At 72.6% G+C, this 22,020-nt stretch carries 19 protein-coding genes; 11 read left to right on the top strand and 8 right to left on the bottom strand.

Annotated elements, in window-relative coordinates; genetic code table 11:
- Window positions 1-5 precede the first annotated feature (5 nt).
- Window positions 6-455, bottom strand: a complete 450-nt coding sequence (locus tag AC07FN_RS19565; protein WP_478396889.1) for a MaoC family dehydratase — start codon at window positions 453-455, stop codon at window positions 6-8.
- A 285-nt stretch (window positions 456-740) separates the two neighbouring features.
- Between AC07FN_RS19565 and AC07FN_RS19560 the strand changes: the two genes are divergently transcribed.
- The 5 genes from AC07FN_RS19560 to AC07FN_RS19540 all read left to right on the top strand — a co-directional run bounded on the left by AC07FN_RS19560 (window position 741) and on the right by AC07FN_RS19540 (window position 6,178).
- A complete protein-coding gene (locus AC07FN_RS19560; protein ID WP_478396888.1) occupies window positions 741-1,202 on the top strand; it encodes a YbaB/EbfC family nucleoid-associated protein in 462 nt (153 codons plus the stop codon).
- A 2-nt stretch (window positions 1,203-1,204) separates the two neighbouring features.
- Window positions 1,205-1,525 (top strand): WXG100 family type VII secretion target, encoded by a 321-nt coding sequence (locus tag AC07FN_RS19555; RefSeq protein ID WP_478396887.1) that lies wholly within the window; start codon window positions 1,205-1,207, stop codon window positions 1,523-1,525.
- A gap of 7 nt (window positions 1,526-1,532) precedes the next feature.
- Complete coding sequence (locus AC07FN_RS19550) at window positions 1,533-3,848, top strand: TNT domain-containing protein (protein WP_478396886.1); 2,316 nt, start codon at window positions 1,533-1,535, stop codon at window positions 3,846-3,848.
- On the top strand, window positions 3,845-4,150 hold the full coding sequence (locus AC07FN_RS19545) for a hypothetical protein (RefSeq protein ID WP_452617910.1): 306 nt from the start codon (window positions 3,845-3,847) through the stop codon (window positions 4,148-4,150). The genes AC07FN_RS19550 and AC07FN_RS19545 overlap by 4 nt, the downstream gene beginning before the upstream one ends.
- Window positions 4,151-4,237: 87 nt before the next feature.
- Window positions 4,238-6,178 (top strand): DUF2339 domain-containing protein, encoded by a 1,941-nt coding sequence (locus AC07FN_RS19540; RefSeq protein ID WP_478396885.1) that lies wholly within the window; start codon window positions 4,238-4,240, stop codon window positions 6,176-6,178.
- 320 nt (window positions 6,179-6,498) lie between these two features.
- On the opposite strand, the gene hisN is transcribed toward AC07FN_RS19540, so the two are convergent.
- Window positions 6,499-7,272, bottom strand: coding sequence for a histidinol-phosphatase (hisN, locus tag AC07FN_RS19535; protein ID WP_478396884.1), 774 nt, complete (start codon window positions 7,270-7,272; stop codon window positions 6,499-6,501).
- A 116-nt stretch (window positions 7,273-7,388) separates the two neighbouring features.
- Between hisN and AC07FN_RS19530 the strand changes: the two genes are divergently transcribed.
- Both AC07FN_RS19530 and AC07FN_RS19525 read left to right on the top strand, forming a co-directional pair.
- Complete coding sequence (locus AC07FN_RS19530) at window positions 7,389-8,063, top strand: response regulator transcription factor (RefSeq protein WP_132485343.1); 675 nt, start codon at window positions 7,389-7,391, stop codon at window positions 8,061-8,063.
- 6 nt (window positions 8,064-8,069) lie between these two features.
- Window positions 8,070-9,344 (top strand): ATP-binding protein, encoded by a 1,275-nt coding sequence (locus AC07FN_RS19525; protein ID WP_452617907.1) that lies wholly within the window; start codon window positions 8,070-8,072, stop codon window positions 9,342-9,344.
- Between the two features lie 376 nt (window positions 9,345-9,720).
- On the opposite strand, the gene AC07FN_RS19520 is transcribed toward AC07FN_RS19525, so the two are convergent.
- Both AC07FN_RS19520 and AC07FN_RS19515 read right to left on the bottom strand, forming a co-directional pair.
- Entirely contained in the window at window positions 9,721-10,248 is a 528-nt protein-coding gene (locus tag AC07FN_RS19520) for a GtrA family protein (protein ID WP_478396883.1), read from the bottom strand.
- A gap of 49 nt (window positions 10,249-10,297) precedes the next feature.
- Window positions 10,298-12,739: a sigma-70 family RNA polymerase sigma factor gene (locus AC07FN_RS19515; RefSeq protein WP_478396882.1), complete on the bottom strand. Its 2,442-nt coding sequence runs from the start codon at window positions 12,737-12,739 to the stop codon at window positions 10,298-10,300.
- Window positions 12,740-13,086: 347 nt separating this feature from the next.
- On the opposite strand from AC07FN_RS19515, the gene AC07FN_RS19510 reads away from it, so the two are divergent.
- From AC07FN_RS19510 to purE, 3 genes are all read left to right on the top strand, one after another.
- The gene (locus tag AC07FN_RS19510; RefSeq protein ID WP_478396881.1) at window positions 13,087-13,737 is read left to right on the top strand and encodes a hypothetical protein; all 651 of its coding nucleotides are present in this window, start codon (window positions 13,087-13,089) and stop codon (window positions 13,735-13,737) included.
- 178 nt (window positions 13,738-13,915) lie between these two features.
- Window positions 13,916-15,100 (top strand): 5-(carboxyamino)imidazole ribonucleotide synthase, encoded by a 1,185-nt coding sequence (locus AC07FN_RS19505; protein WP_478396880.1) that lies wholly within the window; start codon window positions 13,916-13,918, stop codon window positions 15,098-15,100.
- A gap of 73 nt (window positions 15,101-15,173) precedes the next feature.
- The gene (gene purE / locus AC07FN_RS19500; RefSeq protein ID WP_132485442.1) at window positions 15,174-15,659 is read left to right on the top strand and encodes a 5-(carboxyamino)imidazole ribonucleotide mutase; all 486 of its coding nucleotides are present in this window, start codon (window positions 15,174-15,176) and stop codon (window positions 15,657-15,659) included.
- A 177-nt stretch (window positions 15,660-15,836) separates the two neighbouring features.
- On the opposite strand, the gene AC07FN_RS19495 is transcribed toward purE, so the two are convergent.
- A complete protein-coding gene (locus AC07FN_RS19495) occupies window positions 15,837-16,619 on the bottom strand; it encodes a thioesterase family protein (protein WP_478396879.1) in 783 nt (260 codons plus the stop codon).
- 180 nt (window positions 16,620-16,799) lie between these two features.
- Between AC07FN_RS19495 and AC07FN_RS19490 the strand changes: the two genes are divergently transcribed.
- Complete coding sequence (locus tag AC07FN_RS19490; RefSeq protein ID WP_478396878.1) at window positions 16,800-17,225, top strand: DoxX family protein; 426 nt, start codon at window positions 16,800-16,802, stop codon at window positions 17,223-17,225.
- 102 nt (window positions 17,226-17,327) lie between these two features.
- On the opposite strand, the gene AC07FN_RS19485 is transcribed toward AC07FN_RS19490, so the two are convergent.
- The 3 genes from AC07FN_RS19485 to AC07FN_RS19475 form a co-directional block, all read right to left on the bottom strand.
- Window positions 17,328-18,038 carry a TIGR03089 family protein gene (locus AC07FN_RS19485; RefSeq protein WP_452617900.1) on the bottom strand — a complete coding sequence of 237 codons (711 nt, stop codon included), beginning with the start codon at window positions 18,036-18,038 and terminating at the stop codon, window positions 17,328-17,330.
- A gap of 141 nt (window positions 18,039-18,179) precedes the next feature.
- Window positions 18,180-20,762, bottom strand: a complete 2,583-nt coding sequence (locus tag AC07FN_RS19480; RefSeq protein WP_478396877.1) for an AAA family ATPase — start codon at window positions 20,760-20,762, stop codon at window positions 18,180-18,182.
- A gap of 29 nt (window positions 20,763-20,791) precedes the next feature.
- Complete coding sequence (locus AC07FN_RS19475; protein WP_478396876.1) at window positions 20,792-21,769, bottom strand: SDR family NAD(P)-dependent oxidoreductase; 978 nt, start codon at window positions 21,767-21,769, stop codon at window positions 20,792-20,794.
- Window positions 21,770-22,020: the final 251 nt, after the last annotated feature.

Raw genomic sequence — 22,020 nt, 5'->3', positions numbered from 1 at the left:
AAACCTCAGGACTCGTCGCGGGTGCCGAACATCGCCACGAAGGTGAAGCGCAGGACGCGCTCGTCGCCACGGTCCGCCGTCCTGGTGATCTCCACCAGGCCCAGGTTCGGCTTGGTCTGCGACCGGCGCTGGCTGTTGACCTCCATCTTCATCCGCAGGACGTCGTCGGGGAACACCGGCGCGAGCCAGGCCAGCTCGTTGCCGCCGGGAGAGCCCTGCGAGGTCGAGTCCGCCACCACGTTGTCGACGTAGCCGCGCATCCACAGCGATGCCGTGAACCAGCCCGATGCGCACAGCCCGCCGAGCACGGAGTTGCGGCCCGCTTCCTCGTCGAGGTGGAACGGCTGCGGGTCGAAGCGCTCGGCGAAGGCCAGCATCTCGGCTCGGTCGACCTTCACCTCGCCGAGGTCGAAAACCCGGCCCGGCGTGAGGTCTTCGTACGCGATCGTGCCCATCGACCCATCGACCCATCGTCGCAGCGGGCCCCGCGAATCCGCGCGGAGGGTGCTCGCGAATCGTGATCGGCCTTTCCGGGGCGGATCGGACATTCCGGTGCCGCTGGTCGGCCGGGCGGAAATTCCCGGGGCCGACATGGAACCATCAGCGCAGCGGCGTGCGTCCAAGTCGCGACGTGCAGTCTGCGGGTCGCCGGCCCGCGGACGACCGCTTTGCCGTTGCCGACCGGGCGCGGGCGCCGCGCGCCTGCGACGGATCCGCCAGCGAACAGGAGGGGAGCGGCTGTGTCGACTGACCACCGTGCCCAGGTAGACGAGCTGATGGCGGACTACCGGCGAAGTCGGGACCGGCTCGCCGAGACGCACCGGGACCTGTCCGCGATCGCGGAAACCGCCCGCTCCAAGGACGGCAGGGTGCAGGTCGTGGTCGGCCCGCAGGGCGTGCTGCGCGAGGTGGTGCTCGCCGACGACGTCTACGAGCGGCAGCGCCCGGCCCAGCTCGCGGCGCTCATCGTGCAGCTGGCCTCCGCGGCGGCGCAGGCCGCGTCGCGCCGGGCCGCCGACGTGCTCGCCGAGGTGCTGCCCGCCGGTGCCGATCCGGAGCTGCTGCTGGGCGGACACGCCGAGATCCCGGCGGATCCGGCACCGCGCAACGAACCGCGCCGCATCGACGACAATGTCGACGAAGACGAGGACTTCTCGGATGCGAGCTGGTTGCGGCAGGGCCCGGCGGAACGGAAGTGGTGACGATGAGCGGCTTCCGGAGTGACATCGGGCAGCTGACCAAGCACGCCGGCGAGTTCGACGGCCTCGCCGGGGAGGCTCGGCGCATCGCCGACACCCTGCGCCAGGCGTTGGATTCAGCCGGTGATTGCTGGGGCGGCGACGACATCGGTGAGAACTTCGCGCGCACCCACTGCGGCCGGGCCGACCAGGCGCTGGACGACCTGGGCGCGTTGTCCGGGCGGCTGAGCGAGATGGGTGCGAAGTTCGCCGCGACCGCCGCGACGACGGAGCGGGCCGACATCGGCGGCGCCGAGGACTTCGGCCGGCTAGCCGGGCGGGGGTGACCTGCGGATGGGCATCGAACTTCCCGCGGAACTCCGGGATGTCGCGGCGCGCGCGGGCGCGAAGTGGCCGGAGGCCGACGAGGACAAGATGCGCGAGTCGGCGTCGGCCTGGCGTGACGCGGCGAAGTCGATCGACGCGCTCACCGGGGTCGCCGACGGCACCGCGCAGGGCGCGCTCGGCGCGATCGACGGCGAGGCGGCCCAGGCGGCTCGCCATGACTGGGACGAGCTCGCCTCGGGGGATGGGGTTCTGCCCGCGTCGGCGCAGCAGTGCCGGGCCGCTGCGGACCGCCTGGACCACGCGGCCGAGCAGGTCGGCGCGGCGAAAGTGCAGCTGGTGCGGGAACTGGTGACGCTGGCCAAGCAGACCGATGCGGCGGAGCAGGCGGCCGCCGCAGGGCATCCGCAGGCGCTGGCGGCGCTGGATTCGGCGGTGAACGGCGCGGCGGCGAGCGTGGCGCAGGTGCACAACACGCTGACCTCTGCCGTCGACCTCGACAGCGGCGTGCTGGTGGAACCGGGAGGTTCGCCCGGCCTGCTGTCGACGGTCGGCGGCGCCGTGCAATCCGGCACCGACCTCGCATCGTCCACTGTGGACAGCGTTGCGTCTGGCGAAGTGACGGGTGTCGCCGATGATCACGGCAAGACCGCGCACGAGACCGTCGGCGGTGTTGCGGAAGGGGTTGGCCGCGCGGCGCACGCGACTGTTGGTGGCGTTGCGGAAGGCGTTGACCGAGGAGCGCACGAGGCCGTTGGTGGCCTCGGCCGGGCGGCTCGCGAGGCCGCCGGTGATGTCGGGGGCGTGGGCGAAGGCCTCGGCCGGCCCGCGCAGGAGACCGTTGGGGGTGTGGCAGCAGGTGCGCACGGCGCTGTCGAAGAAGTTGCACGAACCGCGAACCCTTGGCAGGGCGATGCCGAGCACACCGGCCCGGTCAAGGTCGATCCCGGCGGCTGGGCGCCCGGCCTCGCCGATGCCGGCACCGGCCCGATCCCGGTGATCGGCGACTCCGCCCGCCCGGGCTGGACGCCCGACGGCGGCGACCCCGCCTCCAGCACCGCGCCGCACGCCGTGCACTCCGCCTGGGCTTCGCCACAGGCTCCGCAGGCTCCGCCGCTGCCCGGCGCGGCTGCGCCGCCGCAGGGCTTCGCCCCGCCGCCTCCGGCGGCGCCGGGCGGCCACTTCGCGGCCCAGCCCGGTGTGCCCGGCGCTCCACCGCCGTCGGCTGCTCCGCCTCCGGCGGCCGCAGTGCGTCCGCCGATGCCGCCAGCCGCTCCGCGTGGCCCGGTGGCCTTCGGCGGGCCTGCTCCGCAAGCCCCGCCTGCGCCGGTGAACCAGCCGATGCAGCGCGCTCCGCTGCGCCCGCTGCCGGCTCCGGCGCAGCCGCCGGTTCCGGTGCCGCAGGAGGCTCCGCAGCGGCCGTTGCGGCAGGCCAGCCGGAACGCGGACGTGGTGGCGTTCGTGCTGCACCAGTTCCCGATCGGTTACATGCCGGTCGCGGCGAGCAAGGCGAGCAGGCAGTTGCCCGTTCCGGAGGTGGCCGAGGAGGGCAGGCCGGGCCTGAACTTCCCGCCGCAGGACCACCCGCAGTCCCACCTGGTCCACGACAGCGATGCGCTGGGGCGGGTGCGATCGGCCGAGGCGTATGCGGCAGCGCGGCGTTATCGGGACGAGCGCCGCGAGTCCGAGCAGCTGCCCGCGGAGATCGCGGTGGACCACGAGCCGTTCGGCGAGCTCGGCGAGCAGGAGTGGCAGCGCGAGTTCCTGCGGCGCGACGGCGAGTTCGCGTGGCCGCCCGCGGAGCGGTTCCCGGAGGGCGGCGTGGAACCGGCGGAGCCGGTGGTGCTGGAGCCCGACACGGTGCTGGACTGCCTGGGCAGCGGCGATGGGCGGATTCTGTTCGCCGTGGCAACGCCTTTCGCGCAGCGTTCGCTGCCCGCCGCCTACGACGAGCGCGACTACCGGCGGTATCGGGTCATGCGCCCGTTGCCGGTGTGGCAGGCGGTTGCGGCACCGTGGTTCGCGCAGCCCGGCGGTGGGATGCGCTTCCGCGCGACCTACTCGCTCGCCGACCTGGTCGGGCTCGGTTACCTGGTGGAGTTGACCAAGGCGCGGGAGATCGCCGAGGCGGCGACGCTGCGCATCGCGCGCGAGGAGACGGAGGAGGACGGCGATGTCGTGCTGTCGCCTCTCCAGATCACCCGCGAGTCCGACGACGATCCGGAAGCCGAGGACGAGTCCGGGGCGAAGGTGGCGCAGACGGTGCGGATCGTGCGCGACGGGGGAACGACTGACGGCGGGACGACTCAGGAGGCCGCGAAGTGAACACCGAGTCCGTGCTCGGCTGGTTGGTGGCGATGGGCGTCCCGGAGGAGCTCGTGTCCCTCGGGGCCGAGGCCGACGACGCCTGGTGCCTGATCCGCGACGAGGTCGACGGCGCACCCGCCTGGGAGGTCTTCTGGCGGGAGCAGGGCAACCGCTACGACTGGGCCCGGTTCAGCAACGAGCAGGTGGCGTGCTTCTACCTGTTCGGGCGGCTGACCTGGACCCAGGCGCTGCGCGGGGTCGTCGGGCCGCTCGACGTGACGAGCACGCCGCCGAAGGGCACCCCGGCGCAGCGGGTCTGAGCGCCGAGCACATCCGCACCAAGCTGTGTTCCCTGGTGAGTAGTGCTACCGATGCCTAATGGGTGGTGCGCCCTCAGACTTGGGATCATGTCGCAACCACAGCCCGGCGAAGCGCTCCAGTTGGTCGCAGGCGAGTTGCAAGCCATCGGCCAGCGACTGACGTACTTGGGCAACCTGGTGCAGGCGCAGCTGCAAGCGCCGCAGCAGTTCCCGCACTACCAGGACACTCCTACGCAGCAGCAGTACCAATCTGTGCCGCCGCAGCAACCGGCCGTGACGCAGCAGCAGCAAGTCGCACCTGATCAGCAAGCCGCTGCCGAGCAGCAGACCGAGCCGGACCGGCAGCCGACCGGTCCCGAAGCGGGATTCGCTGCCGCGCAGCAGCAGGATTCCGCGCAGCAGGTAGGCGCGCCGTATCCGCAGCCGTATCCGGGGCTGTCGCAGGTTCCGGCACCGAGCGCCCGGCCGGCCGGCGCGGGCCTGGAGCCGAGCCGCGTCCTGGCCTGGGTCGGTGCCGGGGTGACCTTGCTCGGCGTGGTCTTCCTGCTGGTCCTCGCGGTGCAGCAGGACTGGCTGGGGCCGGGCGCGAGGGTCGCCGGTGGCGCGGTGCTCGCCGCGCTGCTCGTCGCGGCCGGGTGGTGGACGCACCGCAGGTCCGCGCCCGAGCAGCCGGGAGCGGCGGGGCGGATCGCCGGATTCGCCCTGGCCACAACGGGTTTCGGCGCGTTGTTCCTGGACGTGGTCGCGGCCACCGCGCTTTACGACTACCTGTCTGTGCCCGCCGGGCTCGGCGTCGGTCTCGCGGTCAGCGTCGCGGGCCTGGCGCTCGCGGACCGGTGGCGCGCGCAGCCGCTGGCCCTCGGCGTCGTGCTCAGCTCGGCGATCTGCGCGCCGCTGATCACGTGGACGGTGGATTCGCTGCTGGTGAGCTTCCTGGTGTTGCTGCAGGTCGCGGCGACGCCGGTGCAGGTTCGGCGGGGCTGGGCGGGCCTCGCGCTGGCGGCCGGAATTCCCACCGTGCTGGCCACCCTGGCGGCGAGCGTGCGCGGGATGTGGGTCGACGACAGCACTCTCGTGGCCGCGATCTTCGTCGCCGCGGTGCTGGGCGTGGCGGTCGCGGCGATCACCGCCGCCGCTCGGCCGGCCGCGGACTGGACGGCGATCGGCCTGCTCATCGCCGCGCCGACGCCGACGTTCCTGGCCGGGCCGCTGATGCTGGAGCGCCCCGCGGCGGGCACGATCGGCGGCGGAATGACCGTGCTGCTGCTGGCGATCTGGGCCGTCGGGCGGTTCACGCCTGCGTTCCGGAGCCGGTTGTCGACGAGGTTCGTCGCCGCGGTCGGCGGGATGGCCGCCGTCGCGGCGGTGCAGACGACGCTGGTCTTCCTGGATTCGTCGAGCTGGGGAACGGCCTTGCTGTGCGAGGCGCTGCTGCTGAGCGTCGGCGCGTTCGTGCTGCGCAGCGGGGGAGTGTTGCTCGGCGCGACGTGCTACGCGACATTCGGCTTCCTGCTGACGTTCATCTACGAGCTGCCGATCACCGTGCTGCTCTGGTACCACGGCGGCACCGGAGTCCGCGGCCTGCTGGCCGGGCTGCTGATCGCGCTGGTGGCGGTGGCCCTGCCGGTCGCGGCGGTGCGCATCGGAAAGCTGGCGGGCCTGCCGGAATCGCTGCTGCCGTGGGCGGCTTCGGGACTGGCGCTGCTGTACGGAACGGCGAGCGCGACGATGGCGGCGTGCCTCCTGGTGCACGACGCGCGGGCGGGATTCCTGACCGCGCACATCCTGATCACGCTGAGCTGGGTGGTGGCGGCGATTGCGCTGCTGCTGCGCGGAGTCCGGGTGAAGCACCTGCGAATCGCGGGCATGGTGCTGATCGCTGTGTCGCTGGCGAAGCTGCTGCTGTTCGACCTGGCGACCCTGGACGGCGTGGCCCGGGTGATCGCCTTCCTCTGCGCGGGCCTGATCCTCCTGGCGGCGGGCTCGGCCTACGCCCGCCTCCTGGCCAAGGCCAAGCCGGCGGACTGAACGGCCCGCATCCGCAGGCAAGAGCTCGTGAGTACTTTGGAGCGCTACAGCAGCCCAAAAGTACTCACGAGCCCTATGCAGGCCGAAAGCGGCGCCGCCGGGTCGTGAGCGCTGCCGGCTCAACGCTGGTAGCGGCGAGCAGACCCGGGCTGCGAACCGCAGAAGCGTCCACAGTGGATTGAATTCATCGGTGAGCGCGGCTTTGCCGCTCGGTGCCGGGCTTTCTGCTGGGCGGCGCGTGATCCACGAGTTCGCCGGGTGCCCTGCTCCGTTGGCGATCCCAGACCGGATCGGCGCGCCTCGCGGCCGGCCGCCGGAGCCTACTTCTGCAGCAGTCGCAGTGCTTCCGAGTGCAGGTGGCCGTTGGTCGAAAGCGCGCTTCCGCTGTCGTAGCGGGGCTCTCCGGACAGGTCCGTGAACTTGCCGCCCGCTTCTTCCACCAGGACCTGGGCCGCCGCCACGTCCCACGGGTTGACGATCGGTTCGGCGGCGATGTCGATCACGCCCTCCGCAACCAGGCAGTGCTGCCAGAAGTCGCCGAACGCCCGGTTCTCCCAGCAGGCGTCGATCAGCCGCAGGTAGGACTCCCGCGAGTGGTACTCCACCCAGGTGCCGAGGTGGGTCGTCGACACGTACGCGTCGGCGAGGTCGCGCACCCCGGACACCCCGATCCGCTCCGGCTCCGCGTCGCCGGTGCGGCACCAGGCGCCCGCCCCGGCCGCCGCCCACCAGCGCTTCCCGAGCGCCGGCGCGCTGATCACGCCGACCACCGGACGGCCGCCGTCGACCAGCGCGATGAGCGTCGCCCACGCCGGGACCCCGCGCAGGAAGTTCTTCGTGCCGTCGATCGGGTCGAGCACCCACGCCCGGCCTTCGCCGGCGGTGCCGCCGCGCTCCTCGCCTGCCACCACGTCGTCCGGGCGCTGCGCGGCGAGCACCTCGCGCACCGCGTCCTCCACCGCGAGGTCCGCGTCGGTGACCGGCGTGCGGTCGGGTTTGCGGTCCACGCTCAGATCCCTGGCCCGGAACCGGGCGCCGGTGATCCCGTCCGCGACGTCGGCGAGGTGCAGTGCGAGATCGAGATCGCTGGTCACGCCAGGAACCCTAGTCCGCCTCCCCGGGCGATCCGGCAAGGGCCCGCGACCAGCCGGGTCCGGCGAATCGCCCATGACGCCGGACGTGATCATCCGCGCCCTCTAGGCTGGAGAGCGTGAGCGTGGTGCTGCTGGCAGAAGACGACCCGGCCATCGCTGTGCCGCTGTCCCGGGCGTTGCAGCGCGAGGGTTATTCGGTGCAGGTGATCGAGGACGGCCCATCGACGCTGCAAGCCGCGGCTTCCGGTGGGATCGATCTCCTGGTGCTGGACCTCGGGCTGCCGGAGATGGACGGCCTGGAGGTGTGCCGACGGCTGCGGGCGCAGGGCCGCGGCCTCCCGGTGCTGATGCTCACCGCGCGCACCGACGAGGTCGACTTCGTCGTCGGCCTCGACGCGGGAGCCGACGACTACGTCGCCAAGCCGTTCCGGCTTGCCGAGCTGATGGCCCGGATCCGCGCCCTCCTGCGCCGCGGCGCCCCGGAGACCCTGGAGGCCTCCGGCGTCCGGCTCGATCTGACCGCCCGCCGGGTGCTGGTCAACGAGCACGAGGTGCAGCTGGCGAACAAGGAGTACGAGCTGCTGCGGGTGCTGATGCAGCACGCCGGTCAGGTGGTGACCCGCGAGGAGATCCTGGAAGAGGTCTGGCCGGAGTCCGACCGGAAGGGCAGCAAGACGCTGGACATGCACATCTCGTGGCTGCGCCGGAAGCTCAGCGACAGCAACGGGCGGCTCGACGAGACCCGGATCGCCACGGTGCGCGGCGTCGGTTTCCGCTTCAACTCGGACTGATCCACGATGCGCCGCCGAATCCTGCAGGCCACGCTGCTCGCCGTCGCGGTGACCGCGGTCGTCCTCGGCCTGCCGCTGGGGTTCAGCGCGCTGAAGCTCGTCCAGGACCTCACCGCGGGCGATCTGTCCACCCGAGCCCAGCAGATCGCGACGCTGCTCGACGAGCAGATCGCTTCGCAGCGCGCGATCGACCTCAACGCCGCCCGGCTGGCGGTGCCCGACGGCGCCCGGCTGATCGTGCGCACGCAGGCGCACGACTACACCTACGGCCCGGATCCCGGGGAGAAACCGCTGGTGGAGAGCGTGCCGATGGTGCAGAGCGGCACGGTCACCATCGCCGCGCCGAGCGGCCCGGTGCGCACCCAGCAGCTGCAGGTGGCGGGGTTGGTGCTGATGCTGGTGGTGCTCTCGGCGGGCACCGGGATGATCGTCGCGACTCTCACCGCCCGACGGCTCTCCGACCCGTTGAAGCACGTCGCGGCCCGCGCGGCCCGGCTCGGTGCCGGTGACTTCCGCGCCGACCCGCAGCGGCACCAGGTCCCGGAACTCGATCGCGTCGCCGACGCGCTGGACGCCTCCGGCGCGGCGCTGTCGCAGCTGGTGCAGCGCGAACGCGACCTCGTCGGCGACGTCTCGCACCAGTTGCGGAGCAGGCTCACCGCGCTGCACCTGCGGCTGGAGGCCCTCGCCGCGACGGACGACCCGGAGATCACCGAGGAGGCCAACGCCGCCCTTGAGCAGGCCGAACGCCTCTCCGGCGTGCTCGACGACCTGCTCGCGGCGGCCACCGCGGCCCGATCCCGGGACGCCGAACCGCTGGACGTGTCGAGCCTGCTCACCGATGTCGCGGGGGAGTGGCGGGAGCCGCTGAAGGCCGAGGGCCGGACGCTGCGGTTGAAGGTGTCGGAAGGCGTGCTCGCCCGCGCCACGCCCACGCGGCTGCGGGAGACGATCGGCGTGCTGCTCGACAACGCGCTCCGGCACGGCGAGGGAACGGTAACGCTGGCGGCCCGGCAGGGCGCCGGGACCGTGGTCGTGGAGGTCGGCGACTCCGGCCACGGCGTGCCGGATGCGCTGGTGCCGTACGTCTTCGAGCGCGGCTTCTCCGGGCGCGGCTCGACCGGCGTCGGCCTGGCGCTGGCCCGCGCGCTGGTCGAGGCCGACGGCGGCCGACTGGAACTGAGCCAGGCTCGCCCGGCGATGTTCGAGGTGTACCTGCCGATCGCCCGCGCCGACGACATCCTCGGCGTCTCCTGGAACCGCGAGTCCACCCCGCGCTGACCTCCCGGCACCCCCGCCGCGCAGGCGTCCGCGCGCTGGTGCTCGCGCGAACGCCGCAATTTCCATTGAAATCGAAGGTTCGATTGAGCGTTTTTCATCCTGGTCGGCCCGCAGCCGCGGGTCGCAAAGCCGCACGTCGATGGGCTGTCGCATGCGCCGCAGGCGCATAGCCCACCTACGACACCTGCACCGCCGCGGGTTCACGGTGCGCACCCCTCCGGGGTTCCCTCGGCGAGGACGGCCCCTCCGCCGTGTATTGGACATACATCAGGAGGGGCACCCACAGACCAGGGAGCCTCTGAGGTTCCGCTACCCGCACCGCCACGCAAAACGAGGTTGGAAAAACCTCATTTCAATGGAGATTGCGGTGGAGCGTTTAGCGGGTGGAGATGCGGTCTCGGGGGGCGGGCCGGCGGTCGGCCTGCTCGGCGGGGAAGACCCACTTGCGGAACGCCCACCACCGGAACGCCATGCCGACCAGCAACCCGATGATCTGCCCCGACGTGAAGTCGGCGATCTCCTCCACCAACCGGCTGGTGAAGGGCGTCTGCAGGTGCAGCAGATACCGCGAGACCCACAGCGGCGCCGAGTACATCCCGACCGCGATGCCGCTGATCACGAAGTACAGCGTCGCCTCGTGGTGCCGCCGCCGGCCGCCGCGGGTGCGGAACGACCACTCCCGGTTCAGCACGTACGACACGATCGTCGCGGCCAGCACCGCGATCATCTTCGAGGTGACCGGCTTCGGCGACAGGATCGTCAGCTTCAGCGCGTAGAAGATGCCCGTGTCGATGAAGAACGTGATCGCGCCGACGACCCCGAACTTCAACAGCTCGCGATGCCGGATCGCGAGAGACCGGTACGGCTGCGGGATGCGAGCGAGTACCGAATCGACAGCGGACACAACTTCGAGTCTACGGAGCTGCTCCGACCGGGCGAGCTCAGTTGCCGAATTACCTCGGTCGGTGCGGCTGTGACGTTGACCCCGTCGTCGAACTGCTCGGCGGTGCCGAACTGGTCGTGGTGGGCGGCGTCGTGCTGCTGGTCGGCGGTGCAGTGCTGGTCGGTGGCGTGGTGCTGCTCGGCGGCGTCGACGTGGTCGGCGGAGTGGTGGTCGGTGGCGTCGTGGTCGTCGTGCTGGTCGGCGGCACAGCCGTCGTCGGAACAGGCGAGTCCGGCAGCAACGGGTTCGCCGGCGGCCACGGCCACCAGCAGTGCGGCGGGCGCTGGCCCCATTCCCACGGCGGCCGGTCGCCCCAGCCCGGGTGCGGCGGCCACGGGCACTCCGGCGTGGCGCTGGTGGTCGGCGCCGGCGGTTCCGGCTCGGGCGGCGTCGGCAGCCACGGGAACCAGAGCCGCACGGTCACCGGGTCGCTGTCGTCGGCCGATCCCAGCGCGGCGGCCACCGGGATCGTCACCTCGCGGATGATCCAGCCGTCCGCCGGAACCGGACCGGCCGGCTCCGGCGCGAGCAGGCCCACCGGCCGCGGGAGCTCGGGCCACGGGAATCCCGGCAGCGCGGTCACCCAGGCCTCGCTGTGGAAGGACTTGCCGGGCGCCAGCTCGGCGGCGCACCGGATCCGGCCCGGCTCGAAGTCGCACATCGGCGACAGCCCGGTCGCCTGCACGCCCGGCGGCAGCTCGGCCACGGCCTCGGCGCGCCCGGTGCTGGTGCCGGTGTTGCGCACATCGATCGCGATCCGGCTGCACAGCCAGGGCAGGTGGCCCGGGGCGTCGTGGCCGTCGCAGAGCCGCAGTCCACCCGAGTTCCAGGAGTAGGTCCGGACGTCCACGCCGTCGACCGGCGTCGGCGGCTGGACCACGACCGGGACCGTCGGCAGCCGCAGCTGGATCTCGGTGCCCGCGCTGATGTTCGCGGTGATCTCGCCGCCGGTCGCGGACTCGTCGGCCTGGATGCGGTAGTCGAAGACGAACGACTCGCCGGGACGCAGGCCGCGATCGGTGGCGCAGGTGATCGAGCCGGAGCCGTGCGTGCAGCTCACCGAGGGCGCGTCCGGGGCTTGCGCGCGAACCGGGATCGACGACGCGACCCAGCTCTGCGGGCTCGTCGAGGCGGGCCCGGACCGGATGGCGTTCGGCAGCTGCGCGGACACGCCCGGCGGCAGCTTCAGCGTGGAGACGACCGGCTCGGACGGCCCGGAGCCGCTGTTGTTCACCTTGATCGGCAACGCGGCCGGATCGCCGCCGGCGACCAGCTGGATCGGCTCTGCGGGCCCCGAGGCGTTCAGCACCGGCGTCGCCGCAGGCGGAGCCGGTGGCGGCGGCGCGGGTGCCGGCGCCGGTTGCGGCGCAGGTGGCTGGGGAGCCGGGGCCGGTGGCTGAGCCGCCGGAGGCTCCGGAGCCGGAGGCTGCGGTGGCGGCTGGGCGGCGGGCGGCGGCGCAGCCTGCGCGACCGGCACGGCCTGGTCGGTGCCGGAGGCCAGGGCGAGGGCGACGGCCGCGGCCAGCACCGCCGTGGCCGCCCCGGCGGTGACCGCCTGGCGCGGCCCGGCGCTGGCGGCGCCCGCCGCACCGGAGGCGCTGCCCGCGGCGACTGCCGCGCCGCCGGCCGCTCCGCTGGAGGACGAGAGGGCGAGGTAGCCGGTGACCGACCCGCCGAGCACCAGCGGCGCGATGATGACGCGCAGCGCACCGTTGACGTCGGCGAGCTCAGCGGCCAGCGCGCGGCAGCGGTCGCAGCCGTCGAGATGCGTCTCGACCTGGGTGGTTTCGCGCTTGGACAGCCCGCCCCGGGTCCACGCACCGAGCCGGTCGACGGCGGCCCGGCACTGCTCGACGCCCGCCTCGGCGGCGTCCAGCTGCCCGAGGTGCACCTGCAGGTAGGCCTGGCGGAGCCCTTCGCGGGCCCGGTAGGCGAGCGCGGAGACGCCGTTGGGCGTCAGGCCGAGCAGCGGCGCCACCTGCGCCGGCGTCTGGCCTTCGATCTCGATGTGCCACAGCACGGTCTGCCAGCGTTCCGGCAGCCGGGTGAACGCCTGCGCGGCGAGCGTGCGCTCCAGCCCGGCGACCGCGGTGTCGGTGAACGGCACGCTCACGTCGGCGCCGGACACCTCCGCGACGTCGTCGGCGAGCTGCACCTTGCGTTCGCGGCGGGTCCGGTCGTACGCGGTGTGCCGCAGGGCGGTCAGCAGATAGGCGCGGAACGCGGTGTTCGGGCCGCGCCCGTCGCGAAGCGTGTCGAGCACCTTCGCGAAGGCCTCGGAGACCAGGTCGTCGGCCTCGGCCGGCGACTTCGCGACCTGCCGCGCCATGTTGTACGCCGCGCCGACGTGCCGCTCGTACAGCTGCGCGTAGGCCGCGGACGAGCCGCTGCGGACCTCTTCCAGCAGCTCGGTGTCGCTGGGCCCTTGCACTTCCGCCGGTACTGTCGCCACGCCGCACCTTCCTCCCCGCAGGGCGTTCGCCGATCCCGTTCGTAGTAGGGAGTCATCTTCGGCCGATGTGATGACGTGTGAAAGCTGAAGATTATTGTGATCTAGATCTTATTGCCCGCGCCATCGACTCCACCGTCATGGGCGACGAATTGCTCCGTCCCCTTGACAGGCGTTGAAAAGAAGGGGCGTTGAGCATGAGGGAGTGGCCGCTTAGGTGTGACGCGACGACGGTGGACGGGCGTCGGCGTGCGCTGCGATCCCGCTGGCGCACGGCCAGCCTTGCCGCAGGTTGGCCGTTTCCGAGCGATTGGGCATCGGAGGCGGTGGATGTGGTGTGCGCGGCGGTCGTGGCGGGGGACAGCTTGGCGGAATCGCTGGCCGATCTCGGCGCGTCCCGGGCAGAGGCGGGCGTAGGGCTGGCCGGGACGTTGCAGGACCTCGCCGCGCTGCACGCGGTGTCGGTCGGCTCGCGCGACGGGCTGGTGTCCGCCGATCCGGACGCGGTGCCGACCGCGATGGTGCGCGCCACGGCGCTGGGCTGGTCCGACGTGGTGGCCCGGATGTCGGTCGGGCGCGAGGTGGAGGACCCGCTCACGGGCCTGACCACCGCGGGCTACCTGCGCACCCGGCTGCACGAGGTGTACCGGGCGGCCCGCGCCGAGGGGCACCCGGCCGGGAACGGGCACGTGCTGGTCACGGTCTCGCTCGGCGCCACCGCCGACGACTACCCCCGGATGATGGCGATGGTGCTGATCGCCGACGCCCTGCGGACCGTGTTCGATGGCGGGGAGACGACGTCGCTGCTGCGGTCCGCGACGGCGGTGGTGCTGGCGCAGCGCGACCGCCTGCTGCCCGCCCGCTGCGTCCAGGCGCGCTGGACGATCCAGCACCGCCTGGCGGCTGATCCGGCCCTGCGCGGTTGCGGCCCGGTGGTCCTGCGCGAGGACGTCCTGCCGGACGGTCACGACGATGCCTGCGAGCTGCTGGCGTCCCTGTGACCGCGGTTTCGATTGAAACCGCGGAAGTCTCCGGGCCCGTCGCCGCCCGGGACACCGGTGTCCTCCAGTTTCAATTGAAACTGGAGGACCGATTTCCGCGAGCCTCGAGGCTGTGAGGTGGGTCGCGTCGGGAGGTCCCGGCGCTGGTGCGGGCTGGTCGCCGCTCTAGGCTGACGGCGTGGACCACCGCACCGGAACCCCAGTCGTCGGCATGATCGGTGGCGGGCAGCTCGCGAGGATGACCCACCAGGCCGCGATCCCGTTGGGGCAGTCGCTGAAGGTGCTGGCGACCTCGGCGGACGACGCCGCGGCACTCGTTGCGCCGAACGTCGAGATCGGCCACCACGCCGACCTCGAGGCGCTGAAGAACTTCGCGCAGGGATGCGACGTGGTCACCTTCGACCACGAGCACGTGCCCGGCGAGCACCTCCGCGCGCTGGCCGCGTCCGGTGTCTCCGTGCAGCCCGGGCCGGATGCCCTGCTGCACGCGCAGGACAAGCTCGTGATGCGCCGCAAGCTCGCCGAACTCGGCCTCCCGGTGCCGCCGTTCGCCGAGGTCACCTCGGTCGGCGACGCGCTGGAGTTCGGCGCGGAGCACGGCTGGCCGTGCGTGCTGAAGACCGCCCGCGGCGGCTACGACGGGCGCGGCGTGTGGGTGCTCGACACCCCGGACAGCGCCAAGCGCACCGTCACCGAGCTGCTGGAGAGCGGTTCGCAGCTGCTCGTCGAGCAGTGCGTGCCGCTGCGCCGGGAGCTCGCCGCGCTGGTCGCGCGCTCGCCGTTCGGGCAGGGTGCGGCGTGGCCGCTGGTGGAGACGGTGCAGGAGGACGGCATCTGCGTGCAGGTGCTCGCCCCGGCCCCGGACGCCTCGGCGGAGCTGATCGAACAGGCCCAGGACCTCGCGCTGAAGATCGCCGAGTCGCTCGACGTGACCGGCGTGCTCGCGGTCGAGCTGTTCGAGACCGCCGACGGCCTGATGATCAACGAGCTCGCGATGCGCCCCCACAACTCCGGGCACTGGACCATCGAGGGCTCCCGCACCTCGCAGTTCGAGCAGCACCTGCGGGCCGTGCTCGACTACCCGCTGGGCAGCACCGAGCCGACCGCGCCGGCCGTGGTGATGGCCAACCTGCTGGGCTCGCCGACCGAGCTGAAGATGGGCGTGGACGAGCGGCTGCACCACCTGTTCGCCCGCTACCCGCACGCGAAGGTCCACCTGTACGGCAAGAGCGAGCGCCCGGGGCGCAAGCTCGGCCACATCACCGTGCTCGGCGACCGGATGGACGAGGTGCGGGAACAGGCGCGGCTGGCCGCGCACTGGCTGTCGCACGCCGAGTGGCTCGACGGCCACGAGATCCACTGACCCAGCACCCGTACGACGCAGCGAAGCGAGAGGTCCGAGCGTGGCAGGCGAGAATCCACTGGTCGGCTTGATCATGGGCAGCGACTCCGACTGGCCGGTGATGCAGGCCGCGGCCGACGCGCTCACCGAGTTCGACGTGCCGTTCGAGGCCGGCGTCTACTCCGCGCACCGCACGCCGCAGCGGATGCTCGACTACGCCCGCACCGCGGCCGACCGCGGCATCCGGGTGATCATCGCCGGGGCGGGCGGCGCGGCGCACCTGCCGGGCATGGTCGCCTCGGCGACGGTGCTGCCGGTGATCGGCGTCCCGGTGCCCCTGAAGTACCTCGACGGCATGGACTCGCTGCTGTCGATCGTGCAGATGCCGGCCGGCGTGCCGGTGGCGACGGTGTCGGTGGGCGGGGCGCGCAACGCGGGCCTGCTCGCGGTCCGGACGCTGGCGGCGGACTCCGGCGAGCTGGGCGCCCGGCTGCGCGCGGACATGGCCAAGTTCCAGGCGGACCTGGAGACGATGGTCCTCGGCAAGCACGACGCCCTCCAGCAGAAGGCCCACGGCTGACCTCACGCCCACCCGGGTCGTCCGCAATTTCCATTGAAATTGCGGGAGTTGTCCACAACCTTCGGCGTGTCGGGTGGCTGGCACGCCGAAGATCCGCAATTTCAATGGAAATCGGACCTTCGATTTCAATGGAAATTGCGGACCGCGGTTCGCTCCTGGGTGGGGGAGCCGTGGTGGTCAGCCCAGTTGGTTGACCATCACCGCCTCGTGGGCGTTGCCGATCGGGCCGCGCTCGTCGTACAGGCGGGCACTGGCCACGCCGATGCCGGTGGGCTGCACCTCCCGCCGGATCTCCATGCCGAGCCATTCACCTTCGAACGGCCGGTGCAGGTAGAGCGTGATGTCGGTGTTGATCCACGGCCCGAAGATCGGCCCGATCGGGCTGGCCGCGCTGATGCAGTCGACGAGCACCGCGACGTGACCGAGCGGGCTCAGCGGCTCGCCGGGCAGCAGCGGTAGCGGCATCCGCATCCACGCCCGGCTGGCGCCGGTCGCGCTCTGGTCCGCGATCCACCGCACCTGCACCACGTCGTGCACGCCCCAGCGCAGGCCGAGTTCCGGCGGCAGCAGGTGGCCCTCGGCGATCCCGGCCGGGCCGGGGAACGGCGCCGCCTCGTCGGGTTCCGGTCCGTCCACATCGGAATGGCGCAGCAGCTGGGCGGTGGCGTGCGCGACGTCCTTGTCGCCTGCGGTGAGGGTCGTCTCGACGACGTGCAGCCGCTTTCCGGTCCGAAGTGGATGAACGGAGGCGGCGAGCGGGGTGCGGGGCACCGGCCGCATCAGGTCGACGGTGAGCCGGGCGACGAACAGGTCGGGGTCATCGGTGTGCCGCTCGACGGCGCGGGCGAGCAGCCCCGCGATCGGGCCGCCGCCGGTCAGCTCGCCCCACGGGTTGCCCGCCGCTTCGCTGGGGACGAACAGCTCGCCGTCGAGGTGGAAAAGGGCCTGGTTGTCGCACATTCCCCGATGTTACCCGTCGGTAGCAACGGGGTGGTACTGGTCGTTTGCCAGTTTTCTGGCGAGTTGTCGCGGAATGGTTCCACGTTGCGGGATGCGTGTGAGCATCTTCTCGACGGGGATCGTTGTTTGAAGCTTCATGTACATTCTTGGTGACGGATACCGACCTTGAAAGGTTCCCCCATGCAGCACAGCCTTCGTGACGTGACGATCCTGGTCGCGCGCCTCGTCGTGGGCGCGACGTTCCTCGCGCACGCCTACCAGAAGTGGGTGCTCTACGGAATTGACAACGTCGTGACTTCGTTCGGCAAGATGGGCCTGCCCGCGGTCGCGGCGTGGTTCACCGCGCTGGTCGAGCTGCTCGGCGGCCTGGGGCTGATCCTGGGCGTGCTGATGCCGGTCGCCGGCACCCTGCTCGCGGCGGTCATGGTGGGAGCGCTGTTCACCGCGCACCTCAGCGGCGGGTTCTTCATGTCGGACGGCGGCTTCGAGTACGTGCTGGTGCTCGCTGCTGCCAGTCTCGCGCTCGGCTTCAGCGGCCCGCGCTTCACGCTCACCGGCCTGTTCGCCGGCAAGTCGGCGGCCAGCCGCGAGAAGGCCGCGGCCTGATCGAGGCGAAAGGGCGCCTCCGGCGATCGCGGCCGGAGGCGCCCTTCGTCGAGAGCTTTGATCTTCGCATTCGAAGCGGCGTAGCCGCTTGGCCCACCGTCTCTAGGTCAGGTCGACGGTGATGCGCTCGTCGGCGCGGCGCTGCTCCAGCTTCTGCGGGTCGGGATTGGTGCAGTGCACCAGGGATGCCCGCGCGGACAGCACGGTGAGCAAGCCGTCCACGACCCCGCCCGGCAGCTGCCATTCCAATGTGGACAGAACGCGGTCGTCGCGGCCGATGTGCAGCGCCTCGGCGCGCCGCCGGGCCTCGGCCAGCAGGTCCTCGACCGACAGGTCCAGCAGCGCCGGGTCGTCGCCGCCGACCGGCGAGAGCGGGCTGAAGTCGTCGCCGTGCACGCGGATGTCCGACACGTAGTCGGCGACGCCGCCCGGCAGGCCGCGCACCGGCGCGCCGAGCGCGTCCAGGCCCACGGCGGCGATGGTGTGCGCGCCCTTGCCGCTGTCCAGGTCGGATGCCGGGACGAACGCGACCTCGGCGCCCTGCGGGTCGTCGGTGATGTGCGCCCCGCACCACCAGGCGCCCAGCAGCACCCCGACGGTCTGCCAATGCGCGGGCAGCGCCACCAGCACCGGCGCGCCCGGCTCCAGGTCGAGCTCGTCGACCAGCCAGTTCGCCGTCTTGGCCGCCCAGTTCGCGGTGGTCGCGCGGGACAGCTCGATGCGCGCCCCGGTGGCGTCGTCGTAGTGCGTGATCAGCGGTTTCGGCGCTCCGCCGGCCAGCAGCGGACCGAGCAGTGCCTGGGTAACGCTCATGCCGCGAGCCTAAGGGGTGGTTGCACTCGTTTTGCGTGGCGGTGCGGGTGGCGGCCCCCTGCGGGAGTTTCGGTCCCCGGTTCGTGCACGACCAATACGCGGCTTCGGGGACTGGCCCTGTAGCACCCGCGGCGGTGCGAGTCACGGTTCGAGGTCGAAGCCGCGCAGCTGCCCCCGGCTGGCGATGCCGAGCTTCGGGAACACCTTGTGCAGGTGGTATCCGACGGTTCGGTGGCTGATGAACAACCGCGCGGCGATATCGCGGTTGCTCAGCCCCCGGGCGGCGAGCGCGGCGACTTCGCGCTCCTGCGCGGTCAGCGCGGCGACGTCGCCGCGAGGCGCCGACCCGCCGCACGCGCGCAGCTCGCCGCGGGCCCGCTCCGCCCATTGCCGCGCTCCCAGGCTCTCGAACAGGTCGATGCCGACCCGCAGTTCGGCGCTGGCTTCCGCGGGCCGCCGTTCGCGGCGCAACCACTGGCCGTGCAGGAGCGAGCCGCGGGCCCGCTCGAACGGGAAGTCATCGACGTCCGATGTGGACAGGCGGTAGTGCTTCTCCGAATCATCGGCAAGCGCCCGGCAGCGGTGCAGAACCGCTTGCAACCACGGCGGATTCGCCGGATCGATCGAGGTCTCGACGACCCGCTCCACGCGCCCCGCCCGGACATGAGCCTCGACGGCGTCGGCGGCGGCCAGTCGGGCGATGTGCTCGTGGGCCTGCGGCAGGCCCGGCGCGGACAGCGCGGTCAAGCGGTCGCTCGCCTGCTCGACGTCGCCGGATGCCAGCTCCGACACCGCCAACGCCCAGGTCGCCTGCGCGGCGGCGAGGCTGTTGTGCACCGGAATGGCTCGCTCCAGGGCGAGTTGCGCGTGCCGTCGGCAGCCCGAGGTATCACCGCGCCACGCTGCTAGCAGCGCGAGCTGGGACAGGAAGTCGGCCTCGCGCGGCCGCTGGCCGGTGTCGCGGGCCAGGTGGAGGCCCTCCTCGGCGTGCTCCGCGGCGTCCGCCCACAACCCGAGCCGCAACTCCAGCTCCACCAGCCACGGCAGCGCGATCGCCGAGATGGCCAGCATCCCCGTGGTGCGCAGTTGCTCGTGGGCGGCAAGCCCGAATTCCCTGGCCGCCCAAGGCTCCCGGCCGAACCGGTTGAGCAGCATCGGCAGCAGCCAGCGGTGCGCGCCCGAACGGCGGACCGGCTCGGGCGCGGCGTCGAACACCTCCCACGGCTCGGCGTCGACGACCCGCAGCTCCAGCACGTCCGCGAGCCACCGGCCGTAATCCCGGAACCCGGGCAGGTCGGCCAGCTGCCGTGCCAGCCGGCGGGCGTCGCCGAGCCGGTCGGCGTGCAGCGCCGCATCGGCGGCCAGGAAGAACAGCTCCCCGGCCTGGTCCGGCAGTTGGGCCGCCCGCGCGTGGCGGCGCAGGAAGTGCAGCGCGGTGACCTGATCGCTGCTGTAGAGCTCGACGAGGCCGCGGGTGCGCACCTGAGTCGGGGTGTTCTCCCTGATCCGCGACAGCAGCGTGCGCGCCAGCCCGACGTGACCGGACTTCCAGGCGACGTGCGCAGCCGCCGCGGTCCGGCGCTCCTGATCGGCCTCTGCCGGGCTCAACCGCGCTGCGTGCAGCAGAACCGAAGCGGTCGCGGCAAGACCGCCGCGCGCCTCCGCGTCGTGCGCGTCGGTTTCGAGCTCGGCGGCGAGCGCCTCGTCCGGCCCGGCCGTCGCCAGGCAGCGGTGCCAGCGGGCGCGAGGCGGATCGGTGGCAGCCAGGGCGGCAGCGATCCGCCGGTGCGCCCGGCCGATCTCGCTGCTGGTCGCAGACGAGTAGGTCGCCGCGCGGGCCAGCGGATGCGCGAAGCGCAGGCGACCGCCGGAGACCTCGATGAGTCCGGCCCGTTCCGCCGGATCGAGCGGGCCGCCGAGGCTTTCGGCCAGGTCGAGGCGCCCGGTGTCGTCGGCCGCGGCGATCAGCAAGGCCGCTTGCGTCTCCACTGGGACCGCCTGGAGCTGGGCGGTGAACGCGGCTCGCAGCGCCGCGCCGACCGGCACGGTTCCGTCGAGCGCCAGCCGGTCCCGGTCCGCGCTGCGCCCCAGCGTGGTGAGCGCGAGCGGGTTCCCGGCGGTGGCGGCGACGAGCCGGTCGCGGGTCGGGCCGTCGACGGGCGTGCCGAGCGCGTCGAGCAGCCGCGCCGCGCTTTCGCCGTCCAGCCCGGAAAGCCGCAGCTCGGCGAGCCCGGCGCTGTCCACCGCGCGCGGAGCGGGATCGCGCACCGCGAAGAGCATGCCGATCGGCCGGTCCGCCAGCCGTCGCGCGGCGAAGAGCAGCGCGGTCACCGAGGCGCGATCGACGTCATGCGCGTCGTCCACGACGACCAGCACCGGAGCCCGCTCGGCGAGCCGGTTCAGCAGCCCCAGCACTCCTGCGCAGACCAGCCGATCCGTCGTCTCACCGGATTTCGTGCCCAGGGCCCGGCGCAGCGCATCCGCCTGCGGGTCGGGCAGCCCGCCGATCTCGTCCAGCACCGGGAGGAGGAGTTGGTGCAGCCCGCTGAACGCGATCTCGACCTCGGATTCCACCCCGTTCGCGCGGAGCACCCGGTCCGGCGCGCCGGACACGACCTCGGCCAGCAGAGAGCTCTTGCCGATCCCGGCTTCGCCGCGGATCACCAGCGCGCCTCCGGTCGCGATGCCGCCCACCACGCGCAGTTCCTCGTCCCGGCCGATCACGCCACCAGCTTAGGAGCCGCGGCGAGCGGTCAAGACGGAATGCCGGGCGGCATCCGCATCTTGCCGCCCCGGCTCGGCCCGCCGCCGACCTCGACGGACGAGCCCGTCATGTAGCCGAAGTCGTCGCCGGCCATCGCCAGCACCGCCCGCGCGATCTCCTCCGGCGCGGCCATCCGCTCCAGGGCGCTGACGTTGAGCGGCCCCCACGCGTCCCGGAACGCGGGCCACACCGCGTCCGGGATGCCCGGCGGCCGGACGAACGCGGTGTCCGTGGTGCCGGGCAGGATCGCGTTGACCCGGATCCCCCGCGTGCCGTAGTCCAGCGACGCGGCCTGCACGATGCCCTCGATCGCGCGTTTGCTCGCGGTGTAAGCGGTTCCGCCTGGCCGCGTCGAACCGGACGAGGTGCAGATGATCACGCCGCCACCGCGGGCGAGCAGGTGCGGCACCTCGTACTTGATCGACAGGAAGACGCCGCGCTCGTTGGTCAGGTGCACGTCGTCGAAGTCCTCCGGCCGCATCTCGTGCAGCGGCGCGGTTTTCGTGATGCCGGCGTTGTTGAAGGCGATGTCCAGTCCGCCGAAGCGGCGCGCGGTCTCGTCGACGAAGTGCTGCAGCTGCTCGGGAATCCGCACATCGGCGGGGAGGTAGACGGCCTCGCCCCCGGCCGCGCGGATCTCCGCCTCGACCTGCCTGCCCAGCTCGGTGCGCCGGCCGCAGAACGACACCCGGGCACCCTCGGCGGCGAAGGCCAGCGCGGTGGCCCGCCCGATGCCGGAGGTCCCGCCGGTGATCAGCACGGCCTTGCCGGCGAACCGCCCGCTGGGCGCGGCGGCGGGAGCGGGCCGGGTGGCGGGCCCGGCGAGGTAGGCGGGCAGCGCCGAGCCGGTCACGGTGCCGACGGCGCCCACCGCGGCTCCGGCGGTGGCGATGCCGAGCAGCGCGCGGCGGCTCCGCCGCGCCGGTCGGGTGGTGGTTTCCTCTTCGGGGACGGGGGAATTAGTCATGATGCCGGTGCTGGACCTTTCCGGGAAGCGATGTCGCCACCAGCTTCCCGGCGGAGCCCGCCGCCGCCATCTGTCACAACGACCAGTCCCCGGGCGAGGGGCCGTGCTCCTCGCCGCGACCGGCCGGGAGTCTGCTGGGCGCGGGGGGGGGGGGGGGGGGCGACACCAACCACCACACTTCGGGTAGCCGGCGGCAGGGGGGGGTATGCGGGGGCGCCATCGTCGGTGGGGTACTCTGTTTTTTGCCTGGT

The organism is Saccharopolyspora sp. NPDC045941 (assembly GCF_056431445.1).
The sequence above is the reverse complement of the archived record's forward strand: the minus strand, read 5'-3'. Positions and strand labels throughout refer to the sequence as shown.